The following is a 12,475-nucleotide window of genomic DNA, read 5'->3' as shown; positions in this document are numbered from 1 at the left end:
GAACTTTCAGACGCTTGGATGGCGGGGGTGTGACTTCGGCGCTGCACTGCTGGGTCGTGAAGGGGTTCGGGTGCTGAATACTCGCGCCGGTGCTCTTTCGGCTTGTCCGGCGCAGTAGCGGCGCCCTGGGCTGGTTGCCGGGGGCGTTTTGGGCTTCCCTCCAAGGTCGCGGCCGCGGCCTGGTACCCGCTCGCACGCACCGCGTGCGGGCCAGAGGGAGGGGCGCTCGACGGACACGTTCGCCGCGGACCTCGCCCGGGCGGGGCACGGTGAGTACCCGGCCGCCACTGTGGAGCAGATCGTGATGGGCTGGTGGGTGCCGCAGTACATCGCCCAGTCCCACCCGCAGCTGGGCCGACCCGGCCCGGTGCGCCCGTACATGCCCGCCTCCCTGCGCCGCGGACTGACGGTGGCCGTCGGACGGCTGGGATGCCGGCAACATGCGGGCGGTGCAGGACCTGGCGCGGGACGCGCTGAACGGACACTGAGCTTGATCTTTATCTACCAGAATCTTCCAGGCTTGCCGATGGCCTTGAGGGTCTCGGGGCGTTTGACGGTCTTGCCGACGTCGTAGCGGGGTACGCGGTGATTGTTTCTTGGCGCCGGGTGGCCGTCCGGGGCCGGTGCCGGTGGGTTTGGGAAGACGGGGCGGGCAAGCGAGATGAGCGCGTATGTTCCTGAACCCTCGGCGGACCCGGATCCGGGCCAGGGTGAGGCGGTCGGAGGCGGTGGGTTCCTCCCACGGCTGCGGAGGTCCTCGGTGAGCGGCCGGGCAAGTCGGAGTTGGGTATGGCGACGATCAGAATCCAGGTCCAGTGGTCCGCGGCCTCAGGGGTGCGGTGTTTCGGGGTGGTCCAGCCCAGGGTCTGCTTGGCGAAGCGGAAGGCGTGTTCCAGATCGCAGCGGCGGAGAAATGCCCGCCAGCAGCGGCCCACATCGACGGGGGCGGCGCCGGTCTTCGAGGACCACAACCACACCGGCGGCGCATCCCGTTCCTTGGACAGGTGCTCGACCTTCAGCCTGATCAACGTTCCCTCCACCAAGGGAGGTTCGCCCTCGTGGTCGAGCCAGGCCGAGCGGTGGGTGAGCCGGGGACGGACCCGGTCCCACGATTGGGCCTCGGCCTTGCCGTAGTTGCCCGTGTCGGTGGCTGTGGTGATCGCGGGCTCGGGCCAGGTCTCCTGCTTGGTGGAGCGGAACTCCGGTCCGTGCTTGGGCAGCCGACCCTTGACGCCGTGAATCCGCGGTGGCCTCGGCAGACGCATGACGCGGTCGGAGCGGACGCGACCGACCATCTCGACACGTGCAACACCATCGGCACAGCGGCGCAATGGTCGTGCAAGTGCTCCGTGACGGCTCGGAAATCGGGCCAACTCACAGTGGTGTAGTTCCGGCTCAGGAAGGACAGCCTATGACCGCGAAAATGATGCGAGACCCGCTCTACCCCGTCGACGAAGACGTCGTCGTCGTACACGGCATCGTCGAGCATGGTGACGGGCGTGGTCGCCGGCTCGGTTTCCCGACCGCGAACATCCGCGGCATCGACAACGTTCGACGGGACGGCGTCTACGCAGGCACCGTCCAGGTCGGTCCCGCGGGCGACGGGCCGACGTACGTCTCGGCGGTCTCCGTCGGTCACCGGCCGACGTATTACGGCAAGGACGGGCTACGCCTCCTCGAGGCTAACCTGCTCGACTTCACCGGCGACCTCTACGATCACGAGGTGCGCATCGAGCTGCACGTGCGACTGCGCCCCCAACACAAGTACGTCGACACCCCCACGCTGGTGCGGCAGCTCCGCCTCGACGTGGGGGCCACCCGGGCGTGGGCGCTGAGCAACGGCCTGCAGCACCTGCTGGCCGACGAACCCACAGGGCCGGACAAGCCGAATCGGTCGCGCGCTCGCCACCGGGTGACCCGAGCCGCCGTCGGCGACCACCGGGCCAAGGCCCGCGCTCGGGCGGCGCGGCGCACTGAGCTGATCGCCCAAGCAGTCCTCGACGCCCAGCCACACCAGCTCACCCACCAGTGGGTCGCGCTGTGCACCGGTATTCCCGTGGGCTACCTGACCTGGCACTTCCCCACGGTCGATGACCTGATCGCCCTGGCGCGCCAGTAGTCGACCCGGTGGCCGAGCCGGCGCCTGACCAGCGCTGCGGACTGTCGGCCCCAGCGGCATCCGGAGCGACAGCGCGGCATCACGCCCCGTGGCGGCCGATGGACCTGCTCTCCCCGCCCTGTTACAGCGGCGCAATGGGTCGGGAACCTCGCGGAAGCCGATGCGTGATTTCGATCGGCTCTCGTATTCCCCGTGACACAAGCAACGCGCTCCACGACCTCAGGCAGATTCCTCTCCCTCATGGCGGCAGCCGGGTGCACGATGAGCCTCACGGCCCCGTTGGAGGTCCTGTTCGCCGAGGACATCGGCTACGGACCGCTGCTCATCGTCGGCTTCATGCTGACCTCCTCATTCGGCGTGATCGTGATCGACATCTTCGGCACGCACTGTGTCCCGGCGCTGGACGCCCGGCTGACCCTGACAGCCGCTCTCGCCTTGTTCGGCCTCGCCTGCATCGGGATGGCCGTCGCCTGGACGGTGCCGATCATGATGGGCGTGCGACTGCTGCAGGGGTTCGGTGGCGGGATGATGCTCGGCGGCGGACTGCAGGCCGCCGTACGCGTACCTCAAGGCCCGCAGGGACCCCGGAACCCGGCCCGTGCGCTGGGACGCTTCAACGCGGCGTTCCTCTTCGGCGGGGCGGTCGGGTCGCCGGTCGGCCTGATCATCGCGGGCGTCGTCCATGGTGTGACCGGCTACCGGATCGCCTTCGGCATCACGGGCACACTGGCCCTGCTCATCGCCACCGGCGTGCTGTTCACGCTCCCCAGCCTGGCGGCCCCGGCGGGTTTTGACCGGCCCCGCATCGGCCTGCCGCGGTTCGACAAGGTGCCCGGCACGCTGTCGGCGCTGTTGCTGGCGATGGTCGGCGACTTCCTGCGTGGGGGCGTGCTGTTCACCGCGCTCCCGCTCGCGGGAGCCGCCCGCGGCTTCCCGATCCTCGGGATCGGGGTGGCCATCGGCCTGATGTCCTTCGTCGAGATCGTGATGCTGACCGTCGCCTACAGGCTGCTCGCGCGGCTCGGGCTGGCGGGACTCCTGCTCTCCGCCCTGGGGCTCGGTCTGGCGTGTGCGACCGTGCTCGCCGTGGACGAATCGCCGCTCGCATACCTCGCTGTCTCCGCCCTCTTCGGCTGCGTCCTCGCCGGTACGACAATCGGCCTGCCGCTCGTCGTGGTCGGGCTGGTCGGCGACTCGTCAGCGGGCCTGGCGCGGTTCCGGATATCGGCCGGCCTGGGGATGCTGGCGGGCTCGGCCGGGTGTGCCACGCTCGGCACCGCAGTCGGGGCCGCTCCCTTGTTCTGGGTGGTCACGGCCGTGCTTCTCGGCGGATTGGCCCTGGCCTACGACCTCGGCCGCATTCTCCACGTCGCCGAACCGGTTCAGGATGTGAGGCGAGTCGTTTGAGGATCTCGTCGGCGGTCTTGGCCGGCCCGGCACCGAGGCACCGGCCTGTCGCGTACCAGCTCGCGGAGATCTCCTCGCTCTCCGAGATCAGTTCCGCGGACTTCGACCTCAACAAGCCGCCGCCCGCCGACATAGGCATCAACGGTGAGTGGGACTCACCCGGGAGTTTCCTCGCCCGCGGCGACAGACAGAAGCCCGAGCCCCCGCAGACGTCGTCCACGCACCAGATGCTGCGCACAACCTGCGGGACTTCTGATGGCCTCCTGTGGCACAGGTCACTCGACCTGCGCCACAGGGGACGTTTCCAGCCGAAACTTTTGGCTGGTTTTATAGTAGCCAGTTCCTCCCATTCCGGCCCGATAGGGGGTCATCGTGACACTTCACGAACGCATCGAACCCGAGACCTCTGGGGGTGGGCAGTGAGACCCCAACCAGTGCGACCCGAAACGCTGTATCAGCGGAACCGGCAAACACCGGACCGCCTGAACAACTCGCTGCGCCGGACCTACGACCTGCTGCGCTCCACGCTGCAGAACGGTGAGAGAAGCGTGTCCTTGGTCGAGGGCGAGCTCACCGACGCACTCTCAGCCAGTCGCAACACAGTTCGGGCGGTGCTCCAGCAACTCGCCCGCGACGGGCTTGTCACGCGCAGCCCGAAGCGTGGCACGCGCTCCGAGCGCCAGTTCCTGCTCAAGATCAACGCCATCGGGCCCGTGAAGGACTACGGGAACCCCGACGAGCAGATCCACACGCAGCTGCGGACCCTGGAATACCAGACGCTCGGCTGCCCGCAGATGGTGCGCGAGCGGCTCCGCCTGCCGACGGACTGGTCGGTCCTGATGATCGAGAACCTCCTGGCCCAGGAGGACGCGCCGCTCGGGTTGACGGTGAGCTACATCGCGCTCGGTCCTGGCCTGTCGCGGGACATCGTGGTCGACGAGCCCGACCCGATCCTGTTCCTCGAGAAGCATTTCGGGGTGAGGATCGTGGGGAGTACGACGACGATCGGCGCGACCGCGGCCGATGCCCAGTCGGCCAAGCTCGTGGGCGTGGAGCTCGGGGCCCCGATGATCTTTTTGGAGGACATCCTCGAGGACGAGGCCGGCCGCCCGTGGGCGCTGTCCCAGTGCCGGATGCGGAGTGACCGGGTCGCCTTCTCGGCCTGCGCGCAGCGCAAGCAGACCGCCTGACCCCGACACGGACACATGTCGGCCGGCCCCCCGTTCGGGAGCCGGCCAACCGTCATCTCGCTACTCGTGCGCAACGGCGATGGACACCATCGCCGACCACAGAGCGGCGTACGGACCCCCCTGCGCGACCAAGTCGTCATGCCTCCCGTCTTCCACGATCGCGCCGTTGTCGACGACCAGGATCCGGTGTGACGCGCGAGCGGTCTGCAGACGATGGGCGATCAGGATCGTCGTCCGGCCCATCGCCACCTGGCCCATCGCGCGCTGCACCCGTGCCTCGGTCGCCAGGTCGAGGTTGGCCGTGGCCTCGTCGAGCAGGAGGATCGCGGGGTCGACCAGCAACGCGCGTGCCAGGCTCAGCAGCTGGCGCTGACCGGCCGACAGCGACCGTCCCTGTTCGCTCACCGGCGTGTGGTAACCCGCCGGCAGCTCCGCGATGAAGGCATGGGCGCCCACCGCTCGAGCCGCCCGCTCCACGAGCAGGTCCGGGGCCTCCGGTCGGCCGTAGGCGATGTTCGACCGGATCGTCCCGGAGAACAGGAACGGTTCCTGCGGAACGTAGCCGAGCTGGTGGCGGTAGGCCGACACGTCGAGGTCCTTGATCGGGATGCCGTCGATCCGGACCGTGCCGGCGATCGCGTCGTAGAACCGGGCGACCAGCTTCACCAGCGTCGACTTCCCGGCTCCCGTCGTACCGACCAGGGCGACGACCTGCCCTGCCGGGATGGTGAGGCTGACGTCGTCCATCGCGACCAGGCCGGTGCTCTCGTAGGCGAAGGTGACATCGTCCAGGCCGATTTCGCCGACGAGGCGGTCCGGGACAATCGCTCGCTCGGCCGCCGGTGTCCCCGTCGGCGTCTGGAGGAGCTCACGCAATTGGTCGACGGCCACCCGCGCCTGGAGCCACTGGTCGAAGACCATGGACAGTTGCTGGATCGGCGTGAAGAACTGGTCCAGGTAGAGCAGGAATGCGATCAGCAGACCGTAGCTCAGGTCCCCGTGCATCACCCGGGGTGCTCCGACCGCGAGGACGACGGCCTTCGCGATCGTGCTGAGCAGCTGGAGGAACGGGAAGAACCGGGCGATCAGCTCGACGGAGCGCTCCCGCGCCTCGCAGTAGGAGTCGGCGAGGAACCGGAACCGCTCGACGTTCGCGGGCTGCTGGCCGTATGCCTGACTCACCGCGACTCCGGCGAGGCTCTCCTGCATGTCGGCGTAGAGCACCGAGACGCGATGCCGCGCGGTCAGGTAGGTGGCACCGGAGGCACGTCGGAACCACAGCGTCGAGCCGATCAGGAAGGGCAGTACGACGGCGGCGGCCAGCGCGAGCCCTGGGTCCAGGAAGACCAGGGCGACTGCGATCCCGCCGCAGGAGAGCAGGCTGACCATCGCGGTCAGCAGGCCCTGCTGCAGAAGCTGGGCGAATGCCTCCACGTCGGAGGTCATCCGGGTCATGATCTTGCCAGCCATGTGCTGCTCGTAGTAGTTCAGCGACAGACGCTGGAGGTGGGCGAAGGTACGCACCCGCAGGCCGAAAAGCATCCCCTCGGCCGTGCGCTGGGTGAAGAAGATCATGACACGGCTGTTCACCCAGATCACAACCTGGACGGTCAGCAGCGCCAGGCAGGCCGTCACCAGGACGTGCGAGGCTCCCACCATGACGCCGTGGTCGATACCGTAGCGGATCAGGATCGGCGCTGCGATCCACGAGACGGCGTCCACCGCGACCATGAGGCCCGCGAGCATCAACGGCTTCGCGTAGGGCCGGAAGACGCTCGCCATCGTGAACTCGTCATGCGGGGCCATCGCCTCCGCGAGGTCGACGTCCGGGTCACCGGCCAGGGGTGGCAGGGCGTCGACAGCCTCGATCAGCTTGGGCGAGACGGTGGCGAGGCCGGCGAGAGTCGACGTGTCGCCGCTCATCCCCGGACCGTGTGCGCCCGACGCCGCCCGGGTCGCCGCCTCGCTGGTGTGGCTGCTGACCTTCGGCGCACCGGCTCGGTCGACGTCCTCCGGCCAGGCGTACGGGTCCAGCTCGCAGACCGTCGGTTCGGTGTCCGCCTCGAAGTCCGCGGTAGGTCCAGTGAGGAGCTCGCGGAACAGCTCGGACCGGGCGAGCAGCTCGTCGGTCGTGCCACTGTCCACGATGCGGCCGTGGTCGAGCACGATCACCCGGTCCGCCAGCAGCAGTGTGGAGTGGCGGTGGGCGATCATCACCGTCGTACGGCGCGCGAGCACCTCGTTGAGGGAGCGGTGAATGGCGTGCTCGGTCCGCGCGTCGATGGCGGACGTCGCGTCGTCGAGGAGGAGCACCTGCGGGTCGGTCAACGCCGCACGTGCCAACGCCAGACGTTGCCGCTGACCACCGGACAGCGTGAAACCATGCTCACCGACGAGAGTCCCGTAACCCTCCGGCAACCCCGAAATGAAGCCGTGCGCGTGCGCGGCGACCGCGGCGTGCTTGACCTCGTCGTCGGTCGCGCTCGGACGCCCGAAGGCGATGTTGTCGCGGATCGTCGTGGCGAACTGGAAGCCCGTCTCGAAGACGATGCCGACGGCCGCGCGCATCGAGGACAGCGTGTAGTCGCGGAGGTCGCGGCCGTCCACGCGCACGGACCCCGACGTCGGGTCATAAAACCGCGCAAGCAGATGGGCGAGGGTCGACTTGCCCGATCCCGATGCACCGACGACAGCGACATGCTCCCCCGGCTCGATGCGTAGCGTGACATCGTGCAGGACAGTTTCCCCGCCCGAATAGGCGAAGTCGACGTGGTCGAATTCCACCAGTCCCACCGCCCGCTCGAGCTCCACCGCATCCGGCGACTCCTGCACCAGCGACTCGATCGACAACAGCTCGGCGATGCGCTGCGCGCCGGCCCGCGCCTGCTGACTGGTCACCATCAGGCCGGACAGGAACCTGACCGGAGCGACGAGCTGGAGGATGTAACTGGCGAACGCGAGGAAGACACCGAGCGAGATGTGATGCCTCATCACCAGCCATCCCCCCAGCGCCAGTACCGCCAGCTGGGTGAGACCCGGAATCGCGTCGAGGGCGGCACCGAAGGCCGCTGAGATGCGTGCCGTCCGCAGGCGTGACTGGAATAGCTTGCGCGCCTCGCTGTTCAGCGCCTCCTGCTCCTGGTGCTCCTGGCCGAACGCCTTGACGACGCGCACACCGGTGACGGCTTCCTCGACCACGCCGGCCACCGAGCCCTGGAACCGTTGGTCCATCCAGCTCGCTGGGAACGATCGGCCGCGGAACCGCATCGCGACCAGCAGGAAGACCGTCACCGACACGGCCATGACCAGCGCCAGGAGCGGCGAGAGGAAGACCGTCACGACCAGCGAGACGGCGAGAAGGGTGACGTTGCCGTACGCGACGCCGAGTTGTTGGAGGAACATCTGGATCAAGGTGAGGTCCGAGGTGGCGCGCGACATGATGTCGCCGGTCCGCAGCTCGTCGCGCCGGGAGGCATCCAGGTACTGCAGGTGGGCATGAACTCTGCACTGCAACTCCCGTTGCGCGCGTACGGCGGCACGGCCACCGATCCTTCTCCGCAGGTAGTTCCCGAGGAAGCTGGCCACACCCGCGACGACCAGCAGCGTGATCCACATCCGGCGGGACCGGTGATGGGTGAGGATCGTGTCGTCGACGATGACGCGCTGGATCAGCGGGATCAGGCCGAGCAGCGCCATCGCGACGACGGCCCAGCCGACTCCCCACCAGATGCCCAGGCGGATCCGCGGGTCGAGCACTGGCGCGAGCAACCGCATGGTCCCGGTCGCTGACGCATCCACCCGCTCGGAAGGTGGCCTCTCCTCGCCCTCGGGACGCAGCTCTTCCGGTTGGCGGAGACCAATTGGACTTGTCATGCCGCCCATCAGAGGCCCGGCGCAATTCTTCGGGAATTCAGCCGGGTTGCCGCCCGATTGCGCCTGGAGGACCGGTGAAGATCTCGCCGAGGGGCCGTCTGCCAGGTGGCCGGGCGGCCCCCTTGACCATACGGCGGCCCATTCCCCGTCGCCACGAAGAGCGGTCCGGCCTCGCCGCACACGCGGCGGGGCCGGACCCCAAGATCTTCAGCAAACTCCTGCACAACGGCCGACATCCGTTGAGCTCAGGCTGCGACCCGTGGATCAGCGGCAGCTTGCAACAAGTCGACCACGATGTTCGCCAGCACGTAGAGAAGGCCGATCACCAGCGTGACACCCGCGATCGTGTTGAAGTCACCTTGTCCGATGGCCTGCGAGATGTAGAGCCCGATCCCTGGCCGGGCGAAGATCATCTCCACCACGATGCTGTTGCCGATCATGCTCGCCAACTGGAGGCCGAGCAGTGCCAGTACCGGCCCCAGCGCGTTGCGCAAGGCGTGCTTGATCAGAATCGTCTTCTCGCCCAGCCCCTTCGCCCGAGCCGTCCGGGTGTACTCCGACTTCAACGTCGTCTCCAGACTGCTGCGCAGCACGCGGCCGACCGAGACGGCCGGGGTGATGGAGATACAGAACGCCGGCAGGATCAGGTGCTTGAGGTCGTCGAAGAACAGATCGGGCCGCCCGCTGAGCCAACTGTCGATCATCAGGAAGCCGGTTGGACCGGTGGGCGCGTCGTACGACGCTGTCTGTCCGGTGACCGGCAGCACGTTCAGCCAGCGGTAGAAGATCAGCATGCCGAGCAGGCAGGCCAGGAAGACGGGGACCGAGGCGCCCGAGATCATCACGATCCGCAGGATCCCGGAACCGCGCCACCTCTGCGCCGTGGCCAGGCCCATGAAGAACCCGATCACGATGATCAGGATGAACGCCATGAAGACCAGCTCGAGAGTGACCGGGAGGAACTTCATCATGTCGCTGGAGACCGGCGTGCGAGTGACGGTGGACGAACCAAGGTCACCGCGCACGGCATGCCCGATGTAGTGCAGGAACTGGATCGGCACCGGCTTGTCCAGGCCGAGCTTGTGCCGGGCTGCCTGGTAGACCGCGGGAGACGCCTTGTCTCCGACGAGCGCGACGACCGGGTCGACCGGCGCCACCTTCTGAAGGGTGAATACCACGAGCACCAGGGCGAAGAGGACGGGGATCGCGCCGACAACGCGGCGGCCGAGGACCAACAGCATGGTCTGCTCCAATCTCGTTCGACGGCAGTCAGCGGTCGCGGATCCGGTCGCGGAGTGCTTCGCCGGCGAAGTTGCTGACGATGGCGATCGCCGAGACGGCCGCTGCCGGGAAGATCGGGATCCACCACGAGGTGAAGATATTCGTCATCCCTTGGGCGGCCATCGCGCCGAGCTCCGGGGCGGGCTGAGGTGCCCCTAGGCCGAGGAAGGACAGGCTCGACAGCATCAGCACCAGTGCGGAGATGTCGAGGCTGGCCGTGATGATGGTGACGGGGACCGCGCCCGGCAGCAGGTGCCGGCTCAACTGCCTCCACCAGCCTGCACCGGCGAGCCGGGCCGCCTCCATGTGCGGCGAAGCGCGGAGCTTGCGGATCTCTGCGCGGACGATGCGCGTGTAGAGCGGCCACCATACGATGGAGATGCCGACAAGCGTGTGGAAGTACGACGGCCCCATGGCCGCGACGACCGCCACCGCGAGGATGGGGCCGGGAAGCGCCAGGAACACATCCGTCACGCGCATCAGGACGCTGTCGACGATGCCACCCCAGGCTCCCGCTATGAGACCGATGAGTCCGCCGAAGATGACGCCCCAGGCCACCACGGCGAGCGCCCCCCACCAGCTGGTCGACATCCCGACCACGACGCGGCTGAAGACATCCCGACCGACGGTGTCGGTCCCGAACCAGTTCGACACGCTCGGCCCGGTCAGGGGTGTGCCGACCGGGACCAGGGGGTCGTGGGGCGCAATGAGCTTGGCGAAGATCGCGATGAGGAACATGAGTCCGAGGGCACCGAACGCGATCCAGCTCGACACGGACGTGCCCTGGAAGTACTGCCGGAGCGCGGCCCGGGCCTTGCCTCCGCGCGACGGCGCCAGGCCACTGGCGGCATAGGGTTCTGCGACTGCCATCAGGTCTCCTCGATACATGTCGAGCCGCGTTGCAGTACACGGTCAGTGCACACAGCCGCGGTGTCACCGGCACATCGCGGACGTTGCTTGTTCATTGCGCGATGGACTCGTGGATTTCGTGCGCCGCACTTCATTCTCGCCGCCGCGGCTGGCCCGCCCAGCGGAAAGCCGGTGATCGCGAGCCCATCAAACGACACCCGCGGCTGGATCGGTTCCAGGAACCCCAACCCCACGCCGTTCACCTGGACCAGGACCGCCGACGAAATCCTCGACTCCCTCACCGAATACCTCACCGAGATCAACCCGACCGCCAGCGACAGGCAGGGCTCCGTCAAGTTCCGTGAGTGTGCGTTGCGTTGGTGATCGCGCCTGGTAGGGGCGGGTAGCAGTACAGGTACGGGAGTTCGTGATCATTGTGGTGACTAAGCGAGATGATCATGAGGGTGTCCCGTGCCTGCCGTTGCATCTTCCCCCATCCCTGCCGTGTTGGCGAAGCTGGGTCCGCTGGACGCCGACCGGATCGCTGACCTGCGCCCCTACCTCGAATCGGTGCCCGATCCGCGCGCACGCCGGGGCCGCTGGTACTCACTGACGGCGATCTTGCTGGTGTGCGCCTGGGCGGTCATCGGTGGCGCGAAGAGCATCGACGAGATCGCCGAGGCCGGCGAGCGGGCGTCGATCGCACTGCTGACGGCCCTCGGGATCCGCCGTCACCTGCTCGGCTGGCGGCGCAGCCCGAAGCCGGTCACCATCGGACGCGTCCTTCAGGCGCTGGACGGCGACGCCCTGGACCAGGCGTTGGGCGCCTATCTCACCGACCGGCACCGCAAGGCCGCGTCAGCCGGCCCACCCGCGGCCCCGCTCCGGCGGGTCATCGCCGTGGACGGCAAAGCGCTGAAGGGCTCGGCCCGTCTGGATGCGCCGCGCCGTCACCTGCTCTCGGCGGTCACGCACGCACCCGTCGCCACCCTCGCCCAGGTCGAGGTCGGGGCGAAGACGAACGAGACGCGGCACTTCAAGCCGCTGCTGGCGCCACTCGACCTCGCGGACACCGTGGTCACCTTCGATGCCCTGCACTCGGTGAAAGCCAACATCACCTGGCTGGTCGAGACGAAGAAGGCCCACTACATCGCGGTCATCCAGACCAACCAGCCCACCGCGTATGCCCAGCTCAACGCACTGCCCTGGACATCGATCAAGGTTCAGCACACCGCCTCCCACACCGCCCACGGACGGCGCGAGTCCCGGTCGATCAAAACCTGTTCCATCGCCGGCAACCTCGGCGGGATCGCCTTCCCCCACGCGGCCCTGGCCATCCGGGTGCACCGCCGCCGCAAGCCCGCTGGCAAGCCCGAGAGCCGCGAAAGCGTCTACGCCGTCACCAGCCTCGACAGCCACCAGGCCGGCCCCGCCGACCTCGCCGCCGCCATTCGCGGACACTGGGGAATCGAAAATTCCTCCCACCACATCCGAGATGTCACCTTCGCCGAAGACGCCTCAACCGTTCACGCAGGGAACGCGCCCCGAGCCATGGCCAGCTTCCGCAACCTCGCCATCGGCACCCTGAAGCTCCTCGGAGCCGACAACGTAGCCAAGACCACCCGCGCCATCCACCACGAACCCGAACACGCACTCACGATCCTGGGCATCACCAACAACCCCCGCACCTGAGGAACTTGAAGGAGCCCTGAGCGACAGGAGCACCGACTAACGCGTGGGAATTCAGGCGCAGGAC

The 12,475-nt window shown here is 68.0% G+C and carries 9 protein-coding genes and 1 pseudogene; 6 read left to right on the top strand and 4 right to left on the bottom strand.

The features are described from left to right. The first annotated feature begins 304 nt into the window (after positions 1-304). Entirely contained in the window at positions 305-574 is a 270-nt protein-coding gene (locus AB0M29_RS37415) for a DUF6875 domain-containing protein (protein WP_365391242.1), read from the top strand. Here the strand turns inward: AB0M29_RS37415 and AB0M29_RS37410 are convergent. Beyond that, a pseudogene (locus tag AB0M29_RS37410) lies at positions 502-1,301 on the bottom strand (transposase); the annotation flags it as partial. The gene AB0M29_RS37415 and the pseudogene AB0M29_RS37410 overlap by 73 nt on opposite strands. A 110-nt stretch (positions 1,302-1,411) precedes the next feature. On the opposite strand from AB0M29_RS37410, the gene AB0M29_RS37405 reads away from it, so the two are divergent. The 3 genes from AB0M29_RS37405 (at position 1,412) to AB0M29_RS37395 (ending at position 4,716) form a co-directional block, all read left to right on the top strand. Further along, positions 1,412-2,119 carry a riboflavin kinase gene (locus AB0M29_RS37405; RefSeq protein ID WP_365391203.1) on the top strand — a complete coding sequence of 236 codons (708 nt, stop codon included), beginning with the start codon at positions 1,412-1,414 and terminating at the stop codon, positions 2,117-2,119. 240 nt (positions 2,120-2,359) lie between these two features. Then, positions 2,360-3,526: an MFS transporter gene (locus AB0M29_RS37400; RefSeq protein ID WP_365391201.1), complete on the top strand. Its 1,167-nt coding sequence runs from the start codon at positions 2,360-2,362 to the stop codon at positions 3,524-3,526. Positions 3,527-3,960: 434 nt separating this feature from the next. After that, entirely contained in the window at positions 3,961-4,716 is a 756-nt protein-coding gene (locus AB0M29_RS37395; RefSeq protein WP_365391199.1) for a GntR family transcriptional regulator, read from the top strand. A 60-nt stretch (positions 4,717-4,776) separates the two neighbouring features. Here AB0M29_RS37395 and AB0M29_RS37390 read toward each other — a convergent pair whose 3' ends face one another. The 3 genes from AB0M29_RS37390 to AB0M29_RS37380 form a co-directional block, all read right to left on the bottom strand. Then, on the bottom strand, positions 4,777-8,598 hold the full coding sequence (locus AB0M29_RS37390) for an ABC transporter ATP-binding protein (RefSeq protein WP_365391198.1): 3,822 nt from the start codon (positions 8,596-8,598) through the stop codon (positions 4,777-4,779). A 236-nt stretch (positions 8,599-8,834) separates the two neighbouring features. Beyond that, positions 8,835-9,824 carry an ABC transporter permease gene (locus tag AB0M29_RS37385; RefSeq protein ID WP_365391196.1) on the bottom strand — a complete coding sequence of 330 codons (990 nt, stop codon included), beginning with the start codon at positions 9,822-9,824 and terminating at the stop codon, positions 8,835-8,837. Between the two features lie 34 nt (positions 9,825-9,858). Beyond that, positions 9,859-10,740 (bottom strand): ABC transporter permease, encoded by an 882-nt coding sequence (locus AB0M29_RS37380; protein ID WP_365391194.1) that lies wholly within the window; start codon positions 10,738-10,740, stop codon positions 9,859-9,861. A gap of 87 nt (positions 10,741-10,827) precedes the next feature. On the opposite strand from AB0M29_RS37380, the gene AB0M29_RS37375 reads away from it, so the two are divergent. Together AB0M29_RS37375 and AB0M29_RS37370 are read left to right on the top strand one after the other, a co-directional pair. After that, positions 10,828-11,103, top strand: a complete 276-nt coding sequence (locus AB0M29_RS37375; RefSeq protein ID WP_365391193.1) for a hypothetical protein — start codon at positions 10,828-10,830, stop codon at positions 11,101-11,103. A gap of 120 nt (positions 11,104-11,223) precedes the next feature. After that, positions 11,224-12,411 (top strand): ISAs1 family transposase, encoded by a 1,188-nt coding sequence (locus tag AB0M29_RS37370; RefSeq protein ID WP_365391191.1) that lies wholly within the window; start codon positions 11,224-11,226, stop codon positions 12,409-12,411. Positions 12,412-12,475: the final 64 nt, after the last annotated feature.

This window comes from Streptomyces sp. NPDC051976, assembly GCF_040680795.1.
In the GTDB taxonomy this organism is placed as follows: Bacteria; Actinomycetota; Actinomycetes; order Streptomycetales; family Streptomycetaceae; genus Actinacidiphila.
This window is presented reverse-complemented; position numbering and strand designations above follow the sequence as displayed.